At 68.3% G+C, this 20,667-nt stretch carries 23 protein-coding genes; 10 read left to right on the top strand and 13 right to left on the bottom strand.

Annotated features, from left to right (window positions below; translation table 11 throughout):
- The first annotated feature begins 20 nt into the window (after positions 1-20).
- Both EV685_RS20770 and EV685_RS07560 read left to right on the top strand, forming a co-directional pair.
- On the top strand, positions 21-176 hold the full coding sequence (locus tag EV685_RS20770) for a hypothetical protein (RefSeq protein WP_207224780.1): 156 nt from the start codon (positions 21-23) through the stop codon (positions 174-176).
- A 60-nt stretch (positions 177-236) separates the two neighbouring features.
- On the top strand, positions 237-1,199 hold the full coding sequence (locus tag EV685_RS07560) for a LysR family transcriptional regulator (protein ID WP_130481384.1): 963 nt from the start codon (positions 237-239) through the stop codon (positions 1,197-1,199).
- Positions 1,200-1,206: 7 nt separating this feature from the next.
- Here EV685_RS07560 and EV685_RS07555 read toward each other — a convergent pair whose 3' ends face one another.
- Positions 1,207-1,959: a CAP domain-containing protein gene (locus tag EV685_RS07555; protein WP_130481383.1), complete on the bottom strand. Its 753-nt coding sequence runs from the start codon at positions 1,957-1,959 to the stop codon at positions 1,207-1,209.
- A gap of 455 nt (positions 1,960-2,414) precedes the next feature.
- Here EV685_RS07555 and EV685_RS07550 point away from each other — a divergent pair, with 455 nt between their 5' ends.
- Positions 2,415-2,777 carry an H-NS histone family protein gene (locus tag EV685_RS07550; RefSeq protein ID WP_130481382.1) on the top strand — a complete coding sequence of 121 codons (363 nt, stop codon included), beginning with the start codon at positions 2,415-2,417 and terminating at the stop codon, positions 2,775-2,777.
- A gap of 204 nt (positions 2,778-2,981) precedes the next feature.
- Here the strand turns inward: EV685_RS07550 and EV685_RS07545 are convergent, their stop codons facing one another.
- Positions 2,982-3,755, bottom strand: coding sequence for an IclR family transcriptional regulator domain-containing protein (locus tag EV685_RS07545; protein WP_130481381.1), 774 nt, complete (start codon positions 3,753-3,755; stop codon positions 2,982-2,984).
- 178 nt (positions 3,756-3,933) lie between these two features.
- Between EV685_RS07545 and EV685_RS07540 the strand changes: the two genes are divergently transcribed.
- From EV685_RS07540 to EV685_RS07520, 5 genes are all read left to right on the top strand, one after another.
- Positions 3,934-4,512 (top strand): TRAP transporter small permease, encoded by a 579-nt coding sequence (locus tag EV685_RS07540; protein ID WP_130481380.1) that lies wholly within the window; start codon positions 3,934-3,936, stop codon positions 4,510-4,512.
- 57 nt (positions 4,513-4,569) lie between these two features.
- Complete coding sequence (locus tag EV685_RS07535) at positions 4,570-5,847, top strand: TRAP transporter large permease subunit (protein WP_130481379.1); 1,278 nt, start codon at positions 4,570-4,572, stop codon at positions 5,845-5,847.
- A 176-nt stretch (positions 5,848-6,023) separates the two neighbouring features.
- Complete coding sequence (locus EV685_RS07530) at positions 6,024-7,028, top strand: TRAP transporter substrate-binding protein (protein WP_130481378.1); 1,005 nt, start codon at positions 6,024-6,026, stop codon at positions 7,026-7,028.
- A 111-nt stretch (positions 7,029-7,139) separates the two neighbouring features.
- The gene (locus EV685_RS07525) at positions 7,140-9,077 is read left to right on the top strand and encodes a bifunctional sugar phosphate isomerase/epimerase/4-hydroxyphenylpyruvate dioxygenase family protein (protein ID WP_130481377.1); all 1,938 of its coding nucleotides are present in this window, start codon (positions 7,140-7,142) and stop codon (positions 9,075-9,077) included.
- Between the two features lie 34 nt (positions 9,078-9,111).
- Complete coding sequence (locus tag EV685_RS07520; RefSeq protein WP_130481712.1) at positions 9,112-9,945, top strand: shikimate dehydrogenase family protein; 834 nt, start codon at positions 9,112-9,114, stop codon at positions 9,943-9,945.
- 123 nt (positions 9,946-10,068) lie between these two features.
- Here EV685_RS07520 and EV685_RS07515 read toward each other — a convergent pair whose 3' ends face one another.
- From EV685_RS07515 to EV685_RS07465, 11 genes are all read right to left on the bottom strand, one after another.
- Entirely contained in the window at positions 10,069-10,380 is a 312-nt protein-coding gene (locus tag EV685_RS07515; RefSeq protein WP_130481376.1) for a hypothetical protein, read from the bottom strand.
- 30 nt (positions 10,381-10,410) lie between these two features.
- Positions 10,411-10,869 (bottom strand): SRPBCC family protein, encoded by a 459-nt coding sequence (locus tag EV685_RS07510; RefSeq protein WP_130481375.1) that lies wholly within the window; start codon positions 10,867-10,869, stop codon positions 10,411-10,413.
- A gap of 106 nt (positions 10,870-10,975) precedes the next feature.
- On the bottom strand, positions 10,976-11,446 hold the full coding sequence (locus EV685_RS07505) for a methyltransferase family protein (protein ID WP_130481374.1): 471 nt from the start codon (positions 11,444-11,446) through the stop codon (positions 10,976-10,978).
- Between the two features lie 45 nt (positions 11,447-11,491).
- A complete protein-coding gene (locus tag EV685_RS07500) occupies positions 11,492-11,998 on the bottom strand; it encodes an SLOG cluster 4 domain-containing protein (protein WP_130481373.1) in 507 nt (168 codons plus the stop codon).
- A gap of 314 nt (positions 11,999-12,312) precedes the next feature.
- Complete coding sequence (locus EV685_RS07495; protein ID WP_130481372.1) at positions 12,313-12,705, bottom strand: PPC domain-containing DNA-binding protein; 393 nt, start codon at positions 12,703-12,705, stop codon at positions 12,313-12,315.
- Positions 12,706-12,711: 6 nt separating this feature from the next.
- Positions 12,712-12,885, bottom strand: coding sequence for an excalibur calcium-binding domain-containing protein (locus EV685_RS21175; RefSeq protein WP_275938343.1), 174 nt, complete (start codon positions 12,883-12,885; stop codon positions 12,712-12,714).
- A gap of 272 nt (positions 12,886-13,157) precedes the next feature.
- Positions 13,158-13,592, bottom strand: coding sequence for a gamma-glutamylcyclotransferase family protein (locus EV685_RS07485; RefSeq protein ID WP_130481370.1), 435 nt, complete (start codon positions 13,590-13,592; stop codon positions 13,158-13,160).
- Entirely contained in the window at positions 13,589-14,575 is a 987-nt protein-coding gene (locus EV685_RS07480; protein ID WP_130481369.1) for a sugar-binding transcriptional regulator, read from the bottom strand. Before EV685_RS07480 ends, EV685_RS07485 begins: the two co-directional genes overlap by 4 nt.
- Entirely contained in the window at positions 14,572-15,378 is an 807-nt protein-coding gene (locus tag EV685_RS07475; RefSeq protein WP_130481368.1) for an alpha/beta fold hydrolase, read from the bottom strand. The genes EV685_RS07480 and EV685_RS07475 overlap by 4 nt, the downstream gene beginning before the upstream one ends.
- 5 nt (positions 15,379-15,383) lie before the next feature.
- Positions 15,384-15,623, bottom strand: a complete 240-nt coding sequence (locus tag EV685_RS07470) for a lipoyl domain-containing protein (RefSeq protein ID WP_130481367.1) — start codon at positions 15,621-15,623, stop codon at positions 15,384-15,386.
- Between the two features lie 62 nt (positions 15,624-15,685).
- Entirely contained in the window at positions 15,686-18,160 is a 2,475-nt protein-coding gene (locus EV685_RS07465; RefSeq protein ID WP_130481366.1) for an alpha-ketoacid dehydrogenase subunit alpha/beta, read from the bottom strand.
- Between the two features lie 168 nt (positions 18,161-18,328).
- Here EV685_RS07465 and EV685_RS07460 point away from each other — a divergent pair, with 168 nt between their 5' ends.
- Together EV685_RS07460 and EV685_RS07455 are read left to right on the top strand one after the other, a co-directional pair.
- The gene (locus EV685_RS07460) at positions 18,329-19,360 is read left to right on the top strand and encodes a M12 family metallopeptidase (RefSeq protein WP_130481365.1); all 1,032 of its coding nucleotides are present in this window, start codon (positions 18,329-18,331) and stop codon (positions 19,358-19,360) included.
- A 152-nt stretch (positions 19,361-19,512) separates the two neighbouring features.
- Positions 19,513-20,664, top strand: a complete 1,152-nt coding sequence (locus tag EV685_RS07455) for a methyl-accepting chemotaxis protein (RefSeq protein ID WP_130481364.1) — start codon at positions 19,513-19,515, stop codon at positions 20,662-20,664.
- Positions 20,665-20,667: the final 3 nt, after the last annotated feature.

Raw genomic sequence — 20,667 nt, 5'->3', positions numbered from 1 at the left:
CATGCCTTCAAGAGCAATTGATGAAGCTTGATGAAGTTGATCAGGAGATGCTTATGATCTTGGCGATCCGCCGTGCCTGCTCCGGCCTTGCCCGGGGTTGGCGGCGCGCCAGCGGCAAGAACCTCGCTTCGGATCCGGGAAAGTCCCCGGAAGGCCATTCCCAGCAGGGCAGATGACGCGCCGCAGCATCATGTCCACGACCCGTGTCGGACCCGGGTCCGTCCTCCGGCAACGCCATGAGCATCCACTTCAACCTGCGCCACCTGCACCTGTTCGAGACCGTCGTTGCCAGCGGCAGCTTCTCGCGCGCGGCCGAAACGCTGGGCATGAGCCAGCCGGCCGTGTCGATGCAGATCCGCCAGCTCGAGACCGATCTCGACACCACGCTGTTCGAACGCCCGCAGCGCCAGCGCCTGACCGCTGCGGGGCAGGAACTGCTGCAGCACGCCCGCATCCTGCTGGCTCAGGCGCGGGTCGCCGACGAGGCGCTCGACGCCTTGCGCGGTACCGGCGGGACAGGCGGCGCGGGAGATGAGGCGGCGGGCGCCGCGCGCGGCTTTCGGGGCCTGCTGCACCTGGGTGTCGTGTCGACCGCGCACTACTTCGCGCCACGCCTGATGCACGCCTTCCACCAGCGCCATCCCGATGTGCGCCTGAAGCTCACCGTGGCCAAGCGCAGCGAGGTGCTGGCCATGCTCAACGAGCACCGGCTGGATCTGGCGATCAGCGGCTACCCGCCGTCCGAGGCCGACCTGGAGGCGACCAGCTTCGCGCGCCACCCGCACTGCATCGTGGCCCACCCGTCGCATCCGCTGGTCGGACGCCGCGGCCTGGACTGGGCCGACCTGCGTGACGAGCACTTCATCTTCCGCGAGGCCGGCTCGGCCACCCGCCAGTTCCTCGAACACCTGCTGCAGCAGCAGTCCATCCAGGTCCGCGCCGGGCTGGAACTGGCCGGCAACGAGACCATCAAGCAGGCGGTGATGTGCGGCATGGGCATCAGCTTCCTGTCGGCCCACACCTTCCAGGTCGAACTCGAAGCGGGCCGCATGGCACTGCTCGACGTGCGCGGCATGCCCAAGCACATCGACTGGTGTTTCGTGCAGCGCCGCGACACCCAGCTTGGCGGCGTCAACGCGGCCTTCCGGCAGTTCGTGATCGACGAGGGCGCGCTCTACGCGGCCTGCCGCTCGACGTGAGCGCGGATCAGCGCCCGGCGGGCGTGGCCACGTCGCGGAAATCCTCGAAGCACATCATGTGCACGGCCATCTGGCGGTAGACCTTGTGTGGGCCGACGGCCGCGCCGAAGCTGCGGTATTCGGCCAGGAAGATGTTCTCGCGGTGGCCCCGGTTGGCCACGCCGTCGTCGACGATCAGGCCGATCACATGATCGCGCGGGTTGTCGGGGCCGTAGCTGATGTTCTCGCCACACGCGGCCTTGCGACCCAGCGCCTTGGCGGCGCGCCGCGCCGGATCGCTGCCGTCGCTGCCGGCATGGCCGATGGCGCCGCGCGGTCCCTGGTCCTTGACGTGGCTCTGTGCTGCGCTTGACAGGCAGCCGAAGGCGCGCAGCGGCGGCACCGGCCGGGCCTGGCGGAGAAAGGCCACCGCCTCGCGCACGGCGGGCAGGCCCTCGTTCATGCGGATGCGCACGCCGTCACGCAGGTAGATGCGGTCGTCGCCGAGACCGGCGTAGTTCGCCTCGACCACCGCCGCATATCGAGCCGGTTGGGTGCGGGCGAAGTTCAGCTCGTCGAGCATGGCCTGCTGCGTGGTCCGCTGGGCGGGCGTCAGGGTGCAGTCCTTGAGGCGGGTGACGGGCACCTCCGGGCGGCCGCTCATGCCGCGCGATGAGGCATCGTTGAGGTTCGCCGGATCGGTGTCGGCGGGCATCTTGGGGCCGGCGCAGGCGCTCAGCAGCAGGGCGATGGCAAGGCAGGGCAGACGGCGTGGTGGCATGCGCAAAGTATCTCCGTGGCCACTCCCGAACCCGCCCCGGCCGGCGCCGCAGGCGTGAACAAATGTTGACCGCCGCTTGCTGAGTGGGCCACTCGGGGGCCACAAGCAGCTCACTTGGGTGTCACTTGGGGGCCGCTCGACACGAATGTCGCAAATCCGGCTCGGTCGGGATTGCCGGGATTGGCGGCTGCCGTCAACAACGCCGAGTCTGGCCCCGCTCAAACCTCCGGGTTTGCAAGGGTGGCGCCACGCGTTTTGCCCATGAACCAGACCTTGAACGCCCCGACGGTTGTCGCGCGTGTGGTTCGAAGATTAAAGTTGCGACACCACCGTTTGCAGCCCCTGAGGTATCGCTATACTCCGCTGCAGCAGTTTTTTCCGCAGTCCGTTGACTGCAACCGAAACCCACCGCTTCATGGTGGACACGCTTCCCTGATATTCGAAGGATGGACGCCATGTCGAGCATTTCCGAACTGATCAAGCAACGCGAAGCCCTGGCCGCCCAACAAGCCGCCCTGGAACAAGCGCTCAAGGAACTCCAGAACGCCGAGCGCCAGTCGGCGATCGACAAGGTTCGCGCGCTGATGGCCGAACATGGCCTGACCGTGTCGGACATCGCGTCCGTCGAAGGTCGCAAGACCCGCGGCCCGAACAAGGCCAAGGGCACCGACGGCCGCACCGGCAAGACGGTGGCGGCCAAGTACCGTCACCCGGCCACCCAGGAAACCTGGAGCGGCCGCGGCCTGAAGCCGAAGTGGCTGACGGCGGCCCTCGAAGGCGGCGCCAAGATCGAGGATTTCCTGATCGTCGCGGCCTGAACGCTTCGGCCTGAACGCTTCGGCCTTAGCACTTCGGCCTGATCGCCGACAGACCCGCTTGAGCAGGTTGAGCGGGTCGCCCGGATAGTCCGGGCCAGCGTTGAATCATGTTTCTGTCACAAGGGCTCCGGCGCAGGTCGGGGCCCTTGTCGTTTGTGGTGCGTTTGTCGTTTGTGGTGCGCTTCGTCAGGACGTTTTCAGTTTTCAGACGATCGCCCGCAACACCTGCGCGGCTTCCAGCAAGGGCGGCAGCAACCGTTGAAGGCAGGTGTCCTCGGGATAGGCCTGGGCCTGGAAGGTGATGCTGAGCGCGCCGACGCAACGGCCTTTGCGGTCCAGCAGTGGCACAGCCAAACCCCCCAATCCCACATCGACTTGCTGTTCGATGCGGATATGGCCTTGCAGGCGCGCCCGTTCAACCCGTTCGCGCAGGTGATCGGCATCGGCCACGGTGCTGGCATTGAATTTCAGGAAGTCGTGTGTCGCCAGCCACGACTCCAGCGCTTGTTCAGGCCAGGTCGACAGCACGGCAGTGCCCGGGGAAACCGCATGGGCGGGCATCCGGGCGCCGACCTGAAAACCAATGGACACCACCCGGGGGGAATTGCTGCGCACCAGATAGACCACCTCGTGGCCGTCCAGCACGCTGAAGTTGGCCGTCTCGCCGGTCGTCATCGACAGGCGTTGCAGGAAAGGCTGGACCAGGCGTGGCAGCCGGGCCGCCTCCAGATAGCTCTGGCCCAGGCGCAGCACGCTGGGCATCAGCCAGTAATGTTTACCGTCGGTGTCGGCGTAACCGTCGTGGACCAGCGTCATCAGGTAGCGGCGCGCGGCGGTGCGGGTCATGCCGGTGCGCTCGCCACATTCGGTGGCCGTCATGCGCGGCCATTCGTCGCTGAAGGCCTCGATCACGCGCAGGCCCTTGCCCAGGCCTTCGATCAGCAGGGAGCGGTCGACGGGCTGTCGTTCGGTCGTCATGGCGTGGCCTCGGTGTCTTGCCGGCGGGGGATGAATCTAGGGATAACCACTAATGCGGTCGTTGGATGATAGGCCGCGATCGGTGATCGATCGCGGGGCCCATCTTTGGCTGGTGTCGTGTCGGGCACCGACCTACATTGAATCCACTGCATCCCGCGCTTGAAACGAGGAGACAACGATGATTGACAAGCTGATCAGCGCTTATTGCCGCCTCATCGGCTACCTGATCGCCGCCGCGATGGCGGTGATGGTGGTGCTGGTGTTCGGCAATGTGGTGATGCGCTATGGCTTCAACTCCGGTTTCACCATTTCAGAGGAACTGTCGCGCTGGCTGTTTGTCTGGCTGACCTTTCTGGGCGCGGTCATCGCCTTGCGCGAGAACGCCCACCTCGGCACCGACATGCTGGTGGGCAAGCTGGGCCCGACCGGCAAGCGCTTGTGCATGGGCCTGTCGCTGGTGCTGATGCTCTACATCCTCTGGCTGCTGTTTGCCGGCAGCCTGGAGCAGTTCAAGATCAACGTCGAATCCCAGAGCCCCGTCATGGAAGCGTCGATGGGCTGGTTCTACGCCAGCGGCATGACCTTCGCGGTGCTGGGTGCGCCCATCCTGATCATGGATCTCGTGCGTCTGCTGACCGGCAAGATCGACGACGACCATCTGGTGCTGATCCAGGAATCGGAAGACGTGCCGCACGGTGAGGCCGACGCGCCCGCCAACAGCCACCAGCCACCAGCCGCTGAGCCGCTGAGCCGCTGAGCCGCTGAGCCGCTGAGCCGCGCGTCCGCTCCCACTATCCGACAACAAGGCAACGACATGACCGTCATCGTCTTCCTGGGCTCCCTGATCGCCGCCATGGCGCTGGGCGTCCCCATCGCGTTTGCGTTGCTGCTGTGTGGCGTCGCGCTGATGCTGCATATGGGCAACTTCGACGCCCAGATCCTGGCCCAGAACCTCCTCGAAGGTGCCAACAGCTTCCCGCTGCTGGCGGTGCCCTTCTTCATGCTGGCCGGCGAAATCATGAACGCTGGTGGCCTGTCGCGCCGGATCGTGAACTTCGCGATGTCCCTGGTCGGCCACATCAAGGGCGGCCTGGGCTACGTGACCATCCTGGCGGCCGTCATCATGGCCTCGCTGTCTGGATCGGCCGTGGCCGATGCCGCCGCGCTCGCCGCGCTGCTGCTGCCGATGATGGTCAATGCGGGCCACGACAAGGCGCGCTCGGCTGGCCTGATCGCCGCCGGCGGCATCATTGCCCCGATCATTCCGCCGTCGATCGGCTTCGTGATCTTCGGCGTCGCCGGTGGGGTCTCGATCACCAAGCTGTTCATGGCCGGGATCTTCCCGGGCGTCTGGCTGGCCCTGTCGCTGGTCGTGACCTGGTGGTGGCTGTGCCGCAAGGAACAGATCACCCCGCCGCCGCGCAAGACGACGGCCGAGGTGTTCGCCGCCATGCGCAAGGCCGGCTGGGCGCTGGTGCTGCCGCTGATCATCGTCTTCGGCCTGAAGTTCGGCATCTTCACGCCGACCGAGGCCGCCGTCGTCGCCGCGATGTATTCGCTGTTTGTGTCGACCGTCATCTATGGCGAGCTGAACATCAAGAAGCTGGTGCCGCTGTTCATCTCGGCATCCAAGACCAGCGCCGTGGTGATGTTCCTGGTCGCTGCGGCGATGGTCTCGGCCTGGCTGATCACGGTGGCCAACCTGCCGGGCCAGATCGTCGAGCTGCTGCAGCCGCTGCTGGACAGCCCGCGCCTGCTGATGCTGGCCATCATGGTGCTGACCATGGTGGTGGGCACCGCCCTGGACATGACCCCGACCATCCTGCTGCTGACCCCCGTGCTGATGCCGGTCGTCAAGGCCGCTGGCATCGACCCGGTCTACTTTGGCGTGCTCTTCATCATCAACAACGCGATCGGCCTGATCACCCCGCCCGTGGGCACCGTGCTCAACGCGGTGGCGGGTGCCGGCAAGCTGTCGATGGACCAGGTCACCAAGGGCGTCGTGCCTTTCATGATTGCCCAGTTCATCGCCATGTTCCTGATGATTGCCTTCCCGCAGCTGGTGATGGTGCCCGCCCGCTGGTTCTACTGATCGACGCACGACGCACGACGCACGACGCACGACGCACGACGCACGACGCACGACGCACGACGCACGACGCACGACGCACGTTGTCTGTCACCGGTCGTCGTTCTCCCTTCCCCGTCCTCTTGCCGTTCACCGTTCACCGTTCCCTGACCCACCCCCAACTCTTCGGAGACAAGACCATGAAGCGACTGTTCATCAAGACCCTGCTGGCCACCGTGGCCCTGGCTGCCGTCGGCGCCGTCTCGGCCCAGGAGATCCGCGAGCGCACCATCAAGTTCGGCCTCAACAGCCCCGAAGGCCACCCGGCCGTGGTGGGCATGAAGAAGTTCCAGGCGGCGGTGGAAGCCCGCTCGGGCGGCAAGATGAAGGTCCAGCTCTTCCTCAACGGCACGCTGGGCAGTGACCAGGCGACGCTGTCGGCCGTCAAGGGCGGCACGGTCGAGATGGCGGTGATGAACTCCGGCATCCTGGCCTCCGAGGTCAAGGCGCTCGAAGTCTTCGACTTCCCCTTCCTGTTCAACAACGAGAAGGAAGCCGACGCCATCGTCGACGGCCCCCTCGGCCAGAAGATGCACGCGGCGCTGGCCGACAAGGGCATCGTCGGCCTGTCCTACTGGGAGCTGGGCTTTCGCAACATCACCACCGGCAAGCGCGCGATCAACAAGGTCGATGACATCGCCGGCCTGAAGCTGCGCGTGATCCCCAACGCCATCAACGTCGACTGGGTCAAGGCCCTGAGCGCCAACCCCACGCCGATGCCTTTCCCCGAGGTCTACGCGGCACTGGAGCAGGGCGCGATCGACGGCCAGGAGAACCCGGTCTCGGTGATCGCCGCCAACAAGTTCTGGGAAGTCCAGAAGTTCATCGCGCTGACCAACCACCAGTACAACCCGCAGTCGGTCATCTTCAGCAAGCGCGTCTGGGACCAGCTCAACGCCGCCGAACGCAAGATCATCGACGAGGCCGCCGACGAGGCCGTCAAGGCCCAGCGTGAAGGCGCCCGTGCTGCCGTCGCCGCCAACCTCGAACTGCTCAAGAAGAACGGCATGACCGTGACCTCGCTGCCGGCCGCCGAGCTGGTCAAGCTGCGCGAGAAGATGAAGCCGGTGCTCGACAAGCACAGCGTCTCGGCCGGCCCGATCGTGGCCGAGGTGCAGGCCGAACTGGCCAAGCTGCGCAAGTAAGGCCCAAGGCTCAAGGCCGAAGCGCCAAGCGCCAAGCCCCAAGACCCGTTGTGGTCTCGCGGGCCGGACCTCGGTCCGGCCCGCATCCCTCCCGATCCCCTGAGGCTGTCCATGCGTCGCGCCATCGCCACCGTCTCCCTCTCCGGCATGCTGCGCGAGAAGCTGCAGGCCGCCGCCGCCGCCCGCTTCGACGCGGTCGAGATCTTCGAGAACGACCTGCTGCAGTTCCCCGGCTCGCCGCGTGATGTGCGCAGCATCTGCGAGGACCTGGGCCTGGGCATCGACCTGTTTCAGCCCTTCCGCGACTACGACGCGCCGGGCGCGACACAACTGGCCCGCAACCTCGACCGGGCCGAGCGCAAGTTCGACCTGATGCAGGAGCTGGGCACCCAGATGATCCTGGTCTGCTCGAACGTGCAGCCCGATGCCGTGGCCGACCCGGCGGTGCTGGCCGAGCAGTTCGCGCAGCTGGCCGAACGGGCGGGCCGACGCGGCATGCGCATCGCCTACGAGGCGCTGGCCTGGGGCACGCAGGTCAAGCTCTGGAAACAGGCCTGGGACGTCGTCCGCCGCGTCGACCATCCGCACCTGGGTCTGGCCCTCGACAGCTTCCACACGCTGGCCCTGCGCGATGACCCGACCGACATCGCACAACTGCCCGGCGACAAGATCTTCTTCATGCAGCTGGCCGATGCGCCCTGGGTCGCCACCGACGTGCTGACCCACAGCCGCCACTACCGCTGCTTCCCCGGCCAGGGCGAGCTGGAGGTCGCGCGCTTCACACGCGCTGCGCTCGATGCGGGCTATGACGGCCCGCTGTCGCTGGAGATCTTCAACGACGAGTTCCGCGCCGCGCCGGCCCGCTCCAACGCGGTCGATGCGATGCGTTCATTGCTCTGGCTGGAAGAGCAGGTGCGGCTGGACCGCGCCGCCGAAGCCGCCCGGAAGCCGCTGCTGGCGCCGACCCGCAAGGTCGCGCTGTTTGACCCACCGCCGCCGGCCCGGCTCGACGGCTGGTCCTTCATCGAGTTCGCGGTCGATCCGGCGGCCGGCGTGGTGCTGGCGCAGTGGCTGGCGCGTGCCGGCTTCGTGCGCATGGGCCGGCACCGCTCCAAGCAGGTCGACCTCTACGGCCAGGGCGATGTGCGCATCGTGCTCAACCTGGAAGCCGATTCCTTCGCCCGCAGCCACTTCGAGGCCCATGGCCCCTCGGTCTGCGCGGTGGCGCTGGCCGGGGCCGATCCGGCCGTTGCCGTGGCCCGTGCGGAGGCGCTGCTGTGCCCGCGTGCCATCGGCCGCATCGGGCAGAACGAGCTGGCCATTCCGGCGGTTCGGGCGCCCGATGGCAGCCTGATCTATTTCTGCGGCACCACGCAGGACGGCCACCCGCCCTTCGAGGCCGACTTCGTGCTGGACGCCGGTGTCGACGTGGCCGGTGCCTTCGGGCCCGGCGCCGCCGTCGATCACCTGGTGCATGCCGTGCCGGCCGGTCAGGTCGAGCCCTGGACGCTGTTCAGCCGCGCCGTGCTGGGCCTGGTGCCCGAGCGCAACGTCGTGCTGCACGACCCCTATGGCGTGATCCGCAGCCGCGAGTTCGAGTCAGCCGACAAGGCCGTCCGGCTGGCGGTGACGATGTCCGAGCGCGAGAACACCTCGGTGGCCCGCAGCGTGGCGCGCCAGCGCGGTGCCGGCCTGCAGCAGATCGCCGTGGCCGTGCCCGATCTGGTCGCCACCGCGCGCCGTCTCAAGGCCCTGGGCGCGCCGCTGCTGCCCATCCCCGACAACTACTACGACGACGTGCTGGCCAAACACGACGTCGAGCCCGGCCTGCTCGCCGCCATGCGCGAGCTGGGCATCCTCTATGACCGCGAGCCCGATGGGGCCGAGTTCCTGCAGCTCTACCTGCTGCCCTACGAGGAACGCTTCCACATCGAGCTGGTCGAGCGACGCGGCGGCTATGCCGGCTATGGCACGGCCAACGCGCCATTCCGTCTCGCCGCCATGGCCCAGTGGCGCGACGGCCTGCCGCGTCTGGCCGTGGCCGCCTGAGCTTCACAACCCCTCTGCGCAGAACCTGACCATGATCATCAACGGCCACACCGAGATCGTTGCCCATATCGGCTTCCCGACCCATGCCTTCAAGGCGCCGATGATCTACAACCCGTGGTTCGAGAAGGCCGGCGTCAACGCCATCGTCGTGCCCATGGGTTGCCAGAGCGACGACTACGCGACCTTCCTGCGCTCGGTCTTCCAGCTTGCCAACATCCGCGGCGCGCTGATCACGATGCCGCACAAGGTCGTCACCACCGCGCTGGTCGACGAGGTGCTCCCCACCGCCGCGATCGCCGGGGCCTGCAACGCCGTGCGGCGCCTGCCCGACGGCCGCTTGCAGGGCGACATGTTCGACGGCGAGGGCTTTGTGCGCGGCGTGCTGCGCAAGGGCCGTGTGCTCAAGGGCGCGCGTGTGCTGGTGGTCGGCTGCGGCGGCGTGGGCTCGGCGATCGCCGCGTCGCTGGCCGCCGCAGGCGTCGCCGCGATCACGCTGTTCGACGCCCGCGCCGAATCGGGCGAGGCCCTGGGCGAGCGCCTGCGCACGCACTACCCGATGCTGCAGGTCGTCACCGGCAGCAACGACCCGGCCGGCCACGACGTCGTCGTCAATGCCACGCCCATGGGCATGAACGACGGCGACGCGATGCCGATGGACGTCTCGCGCATCGCGCCGACCACCTTCGTGGGCGAGGTTGTCATGAAGACCGAGATGACCGCCTTCCTGAGCGCCGCCGCGGCGCGTGGCTGCCCCTACCAGATCGGCTCGGACATGCTGTTCGAGCAGATCCCCGCCTACCTCGAATACTTCGGCTTCCCGAGCACGACGCCCGAGATGCTGCGTTCGGTGGCGACCTTGAAGTACTGAGGCGCGTCGGCTGGGGCGCGGCCCATCCCGAACGCCATCGCCGCATGTGCCGAGGGCTATGCGGCAGGGTGTTACAGCGCCGCCGTGCTGGGCCGTGCGGCGGCCCCGCGTGCCTGAGCCGGTTCAGCCCTTGTTCGCCGCCGGCACCGTGCCGGCGCCGCTGCTGCCGCCGGCCGCCTGCTCGATCGCGGCGTGCAGGCGCGCCACCGCCTCGGGCTCGCCCTTGATCGCATAGGTGTCGTGCTCGCAGTGCGGGCAATGCGCCTCGAAGGCGGCGGTGATGCCGGGCAAGGCCGACACGTCGACCGCGTCCATCGCCGTCAAGGTGGCCTGGCAATGGTTGCAGGTGATGAACTTCGGCCGCAGAGCCAGTTTCTGGTCGATCGCGGCTTGCTGGCGCTGTGCCAGGCTGCCACGTTGGCGGGCTTGTCCCATGGGTGTCGTGCTTTCTCGGTGTCGGGCCGCTCAGTGTGGCAGGCCTTCGCAGATCGCCTTCAGGCGCTGCAGGGCCTTCGGGTAGGTGTCGCTCAGGAAGGCCTCGAACTCGGGGACGGCATCGACGCAGACCCGCAGCAGCGTGCCCTCGCCGTCGTTTGCCATGTCGAAGGTCTCGTAGGTCTCGTAGGCCGGGTAGATGCTGCGCGCCCGCTCGCTGTCGCGGTCCTCGACGCCGGCCACGATGTCGCCCAGGTGCCGGATCGACACCCGCTCGTGCAAGCGGTGCTCGGCGATCTCCGCCACCATGCCGTCGCCTCCCGGGGACAGGAAGCGGATCTCGGCACCCACGTGCCACGATCCCAAGAAGTAGGACCCGGCGCAGAAGACCGAGGTCCAGTCCCGGTAGCCCGCATCCGTCAGCATGTGTTGCCACACCACCGAACGTGGCGCGGCGATGTGCAAGCTGAATTCGAGCGTGGTCTTCATGGCGGTCCTCGCGTCGTGGGGTGGTCGGGCGGACAGTCTGGCGCAAGGTGGGGGCGGGCGCCCGGCTTGTCCCTTCCCCTCGGCAGGTTGCCGGCGTGCAGCCGACTCAAAGCCAGCGGCGGGTGCGGTGCCGGTAGTCCCGGTAGGCGGGGCCGAACTTGTCGGCCAGCACACGTTCCTCCGGCAGGATCTGGAAGCGTGTCACGTAGGCCCAGAAGGCCAGCGGCCCAAGCCACGTCAGCACGGCGTCGATGCGCAGCGCATAGGCCGACAGCAGCAGCAACAGGCTCAGGTACATCGGGTTGCGCGACAGCCGGTAGATGCCGGCGGTGACCAGCCGCGAGGCCCTGTGCGGCTGCATCGGATTGATCGTCGTGCGGGCCCGCCACAGCGTCCACAAGGCGGCCAGCGCGATCAGCGCGCTGAGCTGTGACAGGGCCACGCCCAACTGCATGCGCCAGGTGCTCGGATCGACCCGCAGACCGATCGCCAGCACGGCGCCCTTCATGGCCAGGCCGATGGTCAGCGCGATGACGGGCGCGGGTATCCGTGCGTCGAGGGTCTTGAAGTTGGGCACGGCAGGCCAGGCAGATCCAGGGGCGACGATCCTAGCGCCGCACCTTCAGGCCGGGATCAGGCCCAGCTGCCGCAACTGCCCGGCCAGCGCGTCGATGTCGTGCCACGGCAGGATGGGCGAGTTCTGGCGTTCGTCAGGCGGGTTCGTGGGCAGGTCGTTCGACCAGCCGCCACAGCCCACCAGCGGCAGCAGCGGACGCCGGTGCAGCCACGCCAGGCAGACCTCCGAGATCGTGCCGGCCCGCCCGCCGATCACCAGGCAGGCATCGCCCGACAGCGCCATCAGCAGGTTGCGTGCATCGCCCATGCCGCACGGCACGACGACGGTGGCAGGCCAGTCCGGCGGCGGCATCTCGTCGGGCGGGACGATGCTCAGCACCAACCCGCCCGCCGCCATGGCCCGTTCGGCCGCCACCCGCGTCGCGGGACTGCCGCAACCGCTGACGACGGTGACGCCATGGCGGGCGAGCAACTCGCCGGCCTGACCGGCGAGTTCATAGGCGGTCGATCCGGGCTCGGCGCTGCCGAGGATGCAGACCTGGGGACGGCGCATGGGGGTGGGCTTGGATGGGTTCATGACCCGGAGCATGGGCCCACGAAGGGGCAGTTGCAAATCGGGCCGGCGGCTTCAACAACGGCTTCTTCGTTCGTCAGCCCCAAAGCGTCTGCGGTCGACAGCCCGTCGGACACGGGGTGTCCGACCTACCGAAGGAGGTCACGGGGCGAGTTGGGTGCGCGGCGGTGTGGTGGTGATGGGTTTATTCATGCCGCTGTTTCGGTCATGTATTCGGTAGGTCGGACACCCCGTGTCCGACGGGCTGGTGCCGATGGGCCTCCAAATCAAAACCTGTTTGAACGCGACAGGCCTCAACGATGGTCGGCGTTTCGACGCACCATCAATTCCGGATAACCCGTCACCGGATCCTGTTCCCGATTCAATTGCCATCCCGGCAATGCCACCAGCAACACCTCGGCCGTCGTGCGGATCAGGCTGCCGACACCCAGGTGGCCGCCAACGACCTGACCTTGGGCATCGGCCACGGTGATGTGCAGATGCGCGCCGTCCGGGCTCAGGCTGCCAGCCAGGGTGATGATTTCGAGCGGGCCTTGCACGGTGACGGGTTCAGCCGCTCCTGCGTATCGAATCCGTGCGTCGTGCAGGCTGCCGATGCCGGCGACGACGAAGGCCGGACGGGCCAACGATTCCAGCGCCAGACGGAGGTCGTCGCCGGGGTTCAGACGCAGGGGGTGTGCTTGCATCGCCGGTCAATGACCACAGTGTTGTTGTTCGCAGGGTATGCCGTCGCCGTCGCCGTCCATTTCGACGCCTGGACAATTTGCCAGGAATCTCTTCGCTTCCTCACACGACGACATCTGCGAACAGTGTCTCCGGCCATCACATCGAAACCCGGCGACGGTCGGGGACACGGGTGTTGCCATGGGCGCAGGTGCTGCTTGACCTGAAGGTTTCAATGCCCAATTCCCCGTTCGATCCTGACCCGCAACAGGCTGCTTTGCCCTTGCTGCATTCAGTTCTGCGGCGCTGGGTGGCTTGCGAACCTCCTTGGTGGGGCAAGGACCCTGCTGGAACGTGACTGTGCCGTTGATCGTGCATTTGTTGATCTGGGCCCAAGCAGGGAAGGCGGTGGTGAACAACAAGGCGGCAAGGAAGGTGATATATGCATTCATGACAGACAAGATTTAAAAGAAACTTACCCCACCCCCAAGCAATACCCGCGCGCCAGCGCCAGCGTGTATTCCTCGAACGGCCCTTCGATCGCCAGCGCGGCGGCAAGTTGGTCGGGGGCTTTCAGGTAGGCCCAGGCCTGGAGCCGGGGCTGGTCAGCGTCTGCCGGGGACAGTTCGAGCGACACCCGCTGGTAGCCGGTCGGCAGGTCGACTTCTTCGAAGGCATCCATTGCCAGCAGCGCGTCGTCGTCGACCTCGAAGACCTGGCCGATGACGCGGTGGCCGCTGCCCGGCTGGTTGAGCAGCCAGGGCGCGCGGCTTTCGTGGGGCAGTTGCACGACCAGCAGCGGGAGGGCTTGCGCGGTGCGGTGCTGGCCACCGATCGGGCGGCCAGTGTTGAGGTGGCGGTTGGGGAAACCGTCCTTGAGGGTGCCGTAGACGAACAGGTGCTGGCTCATGGCGTGATCTTGGCTTCAGGCCGCGCCAGCAGGGCCCGTGCGGCCGCCTCGTCCGTCACCAGCGTGTGGCAGCCGATGCGTGCGCGGGCGGCCAGGATGGCCGGGGCGCGGTGTGCGCCGCCGGCGGCGATCAGCACGTGGCGGGCTTGTCGCACGGCATCCAGGCCGACCGACATGACGCGGTCGTTGACGGGGTGATCGACGCTGCGTCCGTGGGCATCGATGAAGTTGCACATCACGTCGGCGACCGCACCGGCCGCGCTCAGTTCGCGGCGTTCGGCCGGCGTGACGAGCTGGCTGCCCAGCGCGGTGGCGTCCGGGCTGACGTCGCCGACGCTGAGGATGGCGAGGTCCAGCGACTCGGCCAGCCGGTAGAGCGCGGCCAGGCCGCCGTGCTCGATCAGCAAGCGGCGGGTGGCCGGGCTGTCGACCAGCACGGGCGCGGGGAACAGGTGGCAGCGGGCATCGAGCAGGCTGCTCACGCGCCAGGCGAACTCGACCGGGTTGGCGTGATCGGTCTGGACCGTGCCGCCCAGCAGCGACATGACCTGCATGCCCGTGTGACGCGGCGGGCGGAAGCTGGCCAGCGAGGCGGTCAGCGTGCGGCCCCAGCCCACGCCGATGCGCTGGCCGTCGACCAGTGCCTCGGACAGGAATTGGCCCAGCGCCAGGCCGACGGCGCGGGGCGTGTCGGCCGGATCGGGCGGCGAGGGCACGACGACCGCTTCGTCCAGCCCCAGGGCCTGTTCGAGCTGCAGGGCCAGAGCGATGCATTCGCCATCGCCCTCGTCGATCCAGATGCGGACCTCGTGACGCCGCAGCGCCTCTTCGAGCATGCGCACCACCGTGCTGCGGCCCAGGCCAAGGCGCTCGGCGATGTCCTTCTGGGTCAGGCCGTGGTGGTAGTAGAGCCGCGCCGCACGCAGCCGCAGCGAGGCGGTGTCGCTCAGGGCGACCGGGTTGGCGCGGCGCAACCGGGTCATGGCAAGGCGGCGTCGCGCCGTGTTGCGGCGCGAGCCTGCAGGAAAGCCACCAGCGCCTCGTTGACGAACTTGGCCGACTCGATGTGCGGCAGGTGGCCGGCCTCGGGTGCCAGCACGGTCTGGCCGCCGAAGCCGGCCAGTCGTGCGGCGTCGTGCGGGTTGATGGCGTCGTGTGCGCCCCAGACAACCAGGCGGGGCAGGGTGCCGGGGTCGATCTGGGCGACGGCATCGGCGCTGGCCTGCAGCGTGTCGGCCTCGTCGCGCAGCGCACGGGCGATGCGGCGCAGCGCGTCGCGGCGTGCGGGTTCGGCCAGCTGGGCCAGCACCCGGGCGACCAGCACACGGCCGATCAGGCGCGGCTGCACCACCAGGCGCTGCATCAGCGCGGTGGCCTGTGCGGGGTCGTCCAGCTCGGGGTAGCCGTCGAGGAAGCCGGCGTCGATGCCCTTGCCCAAGCCGGCCGGGGCGATCAGCGCGAGCGAGCCGACCAGGTCCGGGCGATCCTGCGCCAGCCGCAGCGCGACCGCGCCGCCCAGCGAGTGGCCGACGAGGTTCAGGCGCGTCAGGCCGGCTGCGTCGACGGCCTGCGCGACCCGCGCGGCCAGCGTGTCGATGCGGCCATCGCCGACGTCTGCACCGGCGCTGCCATGGCCCGGCAGGTCGACCGCATGCAGAGAACCCAGCGGCTCCAGCGCGGGTTGGTTGAGCAACCACGACAGGCTGTCCGAGCCATAGCCGTGCAGCAGCAGCGTGTCGGTGCCAATACCTTGATCGACGCCGCCCAGGCGCTTGAGTGCAGCCATCGTGCTCAGTCGGCGCGGATGACGCCGAGCGTCGCGCCGACCGCCGCCAGGTCGTCGACCGGCACGTGGATCTCGGCCAGCACGCCGGCGGCCGGGGCCTCGATGTCGATGGTGACCTTGGGCGTCTCGATGGTCAGCAGCGCCTCGCCGGCCGCGACGGGGTCGCCGACGGCCTTGTGCCATTGCTGGATGAGCGCTTCCTCGATCTCGTTGCCGAGCTGGGGCATGACGATGGGGGTGTCCATGGGGTTTCCTTGACGGGGCTGAGAGGGAGCAAAAAGGGCGCTGGATGGGTGCTGGAACGGACTCAGAGCGCGCGTCGTGCGAGCGCCAGATCATCCCAGCCGCGCACGCCGACGCGGGCCTCGGGGCGGCCGGGCAGGAGTTCGGTGGTGACGACGTCGACGATGTCCTCGGCCTGCGGGAAATAGGTCGACTCCAGGTCCGCGCCCGGCACGATCCAGTTGGGCGCGCCCAGCACACGCGGCGGCGCCTTCAGGTCGGCAAAGGCAAATCGGGTGACGTTGGCGGCCAGCGTCATCGCGAAGCTGCCGCGCTCGGAGGCTTCCGAGACGATCAGCAGCCGGCCGGTCTTGCGCACCGAGGCGAGCAGCAGGTCGTAGTCGAAGGGCACGAGGGTGCGGGCGTCGATCACCTCGGCGCTCAGGCCGAAGTCCCGCTGCAACTGCTCGGCCGCCGCGATGGCCGGGTAGAGCGATGGGCCGATGGTCAGCACGGTGACGTCCGAGCCGGCGCGCTTGATGTCGGGCTGGCCCAGCGGCAGGCGGTAGTAGGCGGCGGGGACGCCGTCGGGCTGGAACTGCTCGACGCTGTCGTACAGGCGCTGGCTCTCGAAGAACACGACCGGGTCGTCACCGGCCAGCGCCGCTGCCAGCAGGCCCTTGGCATCGTGCGGCGTGGCGGGGTAGACCACCTTGAGGCCGGGGATGTGGGCGACCAGCGCGGTCCAGTCCTGCGAGTGCTGCGCTCCGTACTTGCTGCCCACCGAGCAGCGCAGCACCACCGGCAGGCGCAGCGCGCCGGCCGACATGGCGTGCCACTTGGCCATCTGGTTGAAGACCTCGTCGCCGGCCCGACCGAGGAAGTCGGCATACATCAGCTCGACCAGCGAACGCCCGCCGGCCATGGCGTGGCCCACGGCGGTGGCGACGATCGCGGCCTCGGAGATCGGCGAGTTGAACAACCGGTGGTAGGGCATCAGCTCATGCAGGCCCTTGTAGACGCCAAAGGCGCCGCCCCACTCGCGGTTCTCCTCGCCGTAGGCGATCAGGCGCTCGTCGTGGACCATGTGGTGCAGGACGGCCTCGAACAGGCCGTCGCGCAGCGTGATCGCGCGCATCGGCGAGAGCTTCTTGCCGTCCGCATCCAGCCCGAAGCGGGCCTTCTTGGCGTCCTGGCGGATGCGGGCACAGTTCTCCAGCGGGGTCAGCAGCGCAGCCGGCGTGGCCGGCAGGTCGCTGAGGGCGTCCGAGAACATCAGCCGGCCGATGCGGGTCGGGTCGGCCGCGATGTCGATCTCCGGCGAGATGCGCGGATCGACCGCTGCGGCCGTCACCGCCGCGATCGTGGCCGCCACCTGCGCCTTCATCGCGGCGATGCCCTCGGCGTCGATCAGGCCGGCGTCGACCAGCGCGGTGCTGTACTGCGTGATCGGGTCGTGGGCTTCCCAGGCCGCGAGTTCTTCCTTGGTGCGGTAGGCGTTGGCGTCGCTGGTGGAGTGGCCGCTGACGCGGTAGCACTCGACGTCCAGCAGGGCAGGGCCTTGCCCCGCGAGCAGCTTGGCGCGCGCGCGTTCGACCGCATCGGCGACGGCCAGCGGGTTGACGCCGTCGACCGTCTCGGCGTGCATGGCCTCGGCATTGATGCCCGCGCCGATGCGCGACAGGCGGTCCCAGCCCATGGTCTCGCCGGCGGTCTGGCCGCCCATGGCGTAGAAGTTGTTCGAGAAGAAGAACAGCACCGGCAGGCCGCCGCGCTTGCGGGCGTCCTGTTCGCCCCACAGCGCCTTGGCCTGGGCCATGGCGGCGAAGTTCATGGCCTCCCAGACGGGGCCGCAGCCGGTCGAGCCATCGCCCGCGTTGGCCACCGCGATGCGATCCTGGCCCGACAGCTTCAGGCGCAAGGCCACGCCGGTGGCGATGCCGGCCGAGGCTCCAACGATGGCGTTGTTCGGGTAGGCGCCAAACGGCGGGAAGAAGGCGTGCATCGAGCCGCCCATGCCGCCGTTGAAGCCGTTGGCGCGCATGAAGATCTCGGCCAGCAGGCCCAGCAGCAGAAAGTGCTCGGCCTCCTCGCGCGGCGTCGCGCCGGGCAGGTGTTGGCGCACCGAGCGCAGCAGCGCGCCGTCCTGGTGGCCCGCCAGGATGCCGGCCAACGTGTCGGCACCGAGCCGCTGCACGGCGGCCAGCCCCTTGGCGATGAACTCGCCGTGGCTGCGGTGGCTGCCCAGGATCAGGTCTTCGGCCTGCAGGCCCAGGGCCTGACCGACGGCGGCACCCTCCTGACCGATCGACAGGTGGGCAGGGCCCTTGTAGTTGTAGGCGATGCCGGCGTAGGCGCCCTTGGCCTTGAAGGTCGCCAGCATGGTCTCGAACTCGCGGATCACCAGCATGTGGCGCAGCACCTCGCGCAGCGCCGTGTCACCGCGCCGGGCCCTTTCCTCGGCCAGCGGCCGGGCATAGGCGTGCACCGGGATGGTGGGCACCACCAGCTGGCCGGGCTGGCGGGTCAAGGCGGGGTCGATGTGCAGGCTCTTGGGCATGGCGCTTCCGTGCAGGGCGGTGGGTTGATCCCGATTCTATGCACGTTTGTGTTTCGTGAAAAACAAAAGATCGTTCATTTTGGCAAACCAATGGAAACCCAAGCTGACACGCAACGGGTCCAAGATCGCCGGTTTCCCGTCTTGCGCCCCGGCGCTGAGGAGCACGCCATGAACCTGCGTCCCCATGTCTGTTTTGACCGCATCCTGCCGAGCGAACTGTTCGCGCCCGCTGGGACGGAACAGGTCGCCGGCCGCACCCGCGCGATATCGCCGATCGGCAAGGCCTGGATGAACGGCTCGACGCTGCGTGTGCGCTTCATCGGCGGGACGGCCGCCGAGCGCGCCAATGCGCAGACACAGGCGGGCTGGTGGCAGGCGGTGGCCAACCTGAGCTTCGTGTTCGACGACTCGCCGCAGGCTGAGATCCGCATCGCCTTCAATGCCAACGACGGCGCCTGGTCCTATGTGGGCACCGACGCCCGGTCGATCCCGGCCGATCAGCCGACCATGAACCTCGGCTTCGAGGACGGCGGCACGGCCGCGCACGAGTTCGGCCATGCGATCGGCCTGGCGCACGAACACCAGAATCCGGCCGGCGGCATCCAGTGGAACGAGGCGGTGGTGATCCGCGAACTGGCGGGCGCGCCGAACTTCTGGGACGAGGCGACGACGCGCCACAACGTGCTCTCGCGCTACAGCGCCGATCAGGTCAACGGCACCGAGTTCGACCCCGCCTCGATCATGTTGTATTTCTTCCCGGCGGCCTGGACCACCAACGGCATCGCCACCCGGGCCAACCAGGTGCTGTCGGCGCTGGACAAGTCCTTCATCGGCGGGGCAAAGATGTACCCGAAGGCTCAGGGTCCGACCGTCGCCACGGCGGTCGCGCTGACGGTCAATGCGCGGCTGCGCACGCCAGCGGCCATCGGCACGTTCGGCGAGGAAGACCTCTACACCTTCACCGTCGCGCAGCGTGGCCTGCACGTCATCGACACCCAGGGTCCGACCGACGTGGTGATGAAGCTGTTCGGCCCCGCCTCGCCCACCGCCCTGATCGCCGAGGACGACGACTCGGGCATCGGCCGCAACGCCCGCATCGCGCGTGCGCTGGTGCCCGGCCAGTACTGGGTCCAGGTGCGCCACTACAACCAGCGCAGCGGCGTGGGTGACTACTCGGTGCGGGTGCGGCGCACGGGCTGAGCGGGCGGTGTCGGCCATCGGTGCATCGCACCAGTCTGGCGCTGGCAGGTCCGTCCTGGTGCGGATCGCCACAAACGTCCTGTTGATCGACCGAATCGCGTGTCCAGGACAAGCTAACTTCGTCGCCATCCCAGCCCCACGAGACCGCGACCATGGTTCATCCGCACCAGATCATCGATGCCTCCCGGCGCGTCGGCGAGATCGCCGAGCAGAAGATCGCCCAGATCCAGAAGATCAACCGATCGACCTCCTACCTGGCCTTGAACGCGCTGATCGAAGCCTCGCGGGCCGGTGCAGCCGGTGACGGCTTTGGCGTCGTCGCGCGCGAGGTCAAGCAGGTCTCGACCCAGATCAACGAGCTGTCGCGCGAGCTGGCGGCGGACCTGCAAAGCCAGATCACGCGGCTGATGCAGCTGGGTGACCAGGTCATGGCCCGTCTGCAGGACCAGCAGGGCCAGCGCCTGGCCGATCTGGCGCTCAACATGATCGACATCATCGACCGCAACCTCTACGAGCGTTCCTGCGACGTGCGCTGGTGGGCCACCGACGCGGCGGTGGTCGATGCGCTGGAGCAGCCCGGTTCGGCCACGGCCCGCCATGCCTCGAAGCGGCTGGGCGTGATCCTCGACAGCTACACCGTCTACCTGGACCTCTGGGTGATCGACCCGCTGGGCCGAGTCGTGGCCAGTGGCCGGCCCGACCGCTACCCGCGGGTGACCGGTGCCAGCGTGCGTGGCCAGAGCTGGTTCGACCGGGCCCTGCACACCCGCGATGGCCAGGGCTTCATCGCCACCGACATCGAGACCAACCCCTGCCTGGACGAGGCGCCGGTGGCCACCTACAGCACGGCGATCCGACGGGGCGGCGCCGTCGACGGCGAGCCGATCGGCGTGCTGGCCATCTTCTTCGACTGGCAGACGCAAGCCCGCGCGGTGGTGGACGGCGTCAAGTTCGACGACGAGGAAAAGCCGCGCGCACGCGCCCTGCTGCTCGATGCGCGCCAGCGGGTCATCGCCTCATCCGACGGCGTGGGTGTGCTCGAAGAGGTGGTCGAGATCAAGCGCCGTGGCCGCACGCTGGGCGCCTACCTGGAGCCAGACGGCACCCACATCGGCTATGCCCGCACGCCCGGCTACGAAACCTACAAGGGACTGGGCTGGTACGGCATGGTGGTGCTGGCGCCCGCGCCGACCGACAAGGGCTCATCGGACGCGGAGACAGCGATCACGGCGCCGGCACACCTGGCGAGCGCCGTGCGCCAGGACCTGGTCTCGGGCATGCAGGCCACGCGCGTCGCGGCCTGACGG

It is taken from the genome of Sphaerotilus mobilis, assembly GCF_004216565.1.
Classification (GTDB): domain Bacteria; phylum Pseudomonadota; class Gammaproteobacteria; order Burkholderiales; family Burkholderiaceae_C; genus Sphaerotilus; species Sphaerotilus mobilis.
The sequence above is the reverse complement of the archived record's forward strand: the minus strand, read 5'-3'. Positions and strand labels throughout refer to the sequence as shown.

What these genes read in the sequence shown, in the direction of transcription:
- EV685_RS07455 (WP_130481364.1), top strand. Translation starts at nt 19,513, where the DNA reads ATGGTTCATCCGCACCAGATCATCGATGCCTCCCGGCGCGTCGGCGAG.
- EV685_RS07540 (WP_130481380.1), top strand. Translation starts at nt 3,934, where the DNA reads ATGATTGACAAGCTGATCAGCGCTTATTGCCGCCTCATCGGCTACCTG.
- EV685_RS07465 (WP_130481366.1), bottom strand. Translation starts at nt 18,160, where the DNA reads ATGCCCAAGAGCCTGCACATCGACCCCGCCTTGACCCGCCAGCCCGGC.
- EV685_RS07510 (WP_130481375.1), bottom strand. Translation starts at nt 10,869, where the DNA reads ATGAAGACCACGCTCGAATTCAGCTTGCACATCGCCGCGCCACGTTCG.
- EV685_RS07480 (WP_130481369.1), bottom strand. Translation starts at nt 14,575, where the DNA reads ATGACCCGGTTGCGCCGCGCCAACCCGGTCGCCCTGAGCGACACCGCC.
- EV685_RS07475 (WP_130481368.1), bottom strand. Translation starts at nt 15,378, where the DNA reads ATGGCTGCACTCAAGCGCCTGGGCGGCGTCGATCAAGGTATTGGCACC.
- EV685_RS20770 (WP_207224780.1), top strand. Translation starts at nt 21, where the DNA reads ATGAAGCTTGATGAAGTTGATCAGGAGATGCTTATGATCTTGGCGATC.
- EV685_RS07555 (WP_130481383.1), bottom strand. Translation starts at nt 1,959, where the DNA reads ATGCCACCACGCCGTCTGCCCTGCCTTGCCATCGCCCTGCTGCTGAGC.
- EV685_RS07460 (WP_130481365.1), top strand. Translation starts at nt 18,329, where the DNA reads ATGAACCTGCGTCCCCATGTCTGTTTTGACCGCATCCTGCCGAGCGAA.
- EV685_RS07485 (WP_130481370.1), bottom strand. Translation starts at nt 13,592, where the DNA reads ATGAGCCAGCACCTGTTCGTCTACGGCACCCTCAAGGACGGTTTCCCC.
- EV685_RS07560 (WP_130481384.1), top strand. Translation starts at nt 237, where the DNA reads ATGAGCATCCACTTCAACCTGCGCCACCTGCACCTGTTCGAGACCGTC.
- EV685_RS07500 (WP_130481373.1), bottom strand. Translation starts at nt 11,998, where the DNA reads ATGCGCCGTCCCCAGGTCTGCATCCTCGGCAGCGCCGAGCCCGGATCG.
- EV685_RS07470 (WP_130481367.1), bottom strand. Translation starts at nt 15,623, where the DNA reads ATGGACACCCCCATCGTCATGCCCCAGCTCGGCAACGAGATCGAGGAA.
- EV685_RS07535 (WP_130481379.1), top strand. Translation starts at nt 4,570, where the DNA reads ATGACCGTCATCGTCTTCCTGGGCTCCCTGATCGCCGCCATGGCGCTG.
- EV685_RS07495 (WP_130481372.1), bottom strand. Translation starts at nt 12,705, where the DNA reads ATGCAAGCACACCCCCTGCGTCTGAACCCCGGCGACGACCTCCGTCTG.
- EV685_RS07525 (WP_130481377.1), top strand. Translation starts at nt 7,140, where the DNA reads ATGCGTCGCGCCATCGCCACCGTCTCCCTCTCCGGCATGCTGCGCGAG.
- EV685_RS07515 (WP_130481376.1), bottom strand. Translation starts at nt 10,380, where the DNA reads ATGGGACAAGCCCGCCAACGTGGCAGCCTGGCACAGCGCCAGCAAGCC.
- EV685_RS07530 (WP_130481378.1), top strand. Translation starts at nt 6,024, where the DNA reads ATGAAGCGACTGTTCATCAAGACCCTGCTGGCCACCGTGGCCCTGGCT.
- EV685_RS21175 (WP_275938343.1), bottom strand. Translation starts at nt 12,885, where the DNA reads ATGGCAACACCCGTGTCCCCGACCGTCGCCGGGTTTCGATGTGATGGC.
- EV685_RS07545 (WP_130481381.1), bottom strand. Translation starts at nt 3,755, where the DNA reads ATGACGACCGAACGACAGCCCGTCGACCGCTCCCTGCTGATCGAAGGC.
- EV685_RS07550 (WP_130481382.1), top strand. Translation starts at nt 2,415, where the DNA reads ATGTCGAGCATTTCCGAACTGATCAAGCAACGCGAAGCCCTGGCCGCC.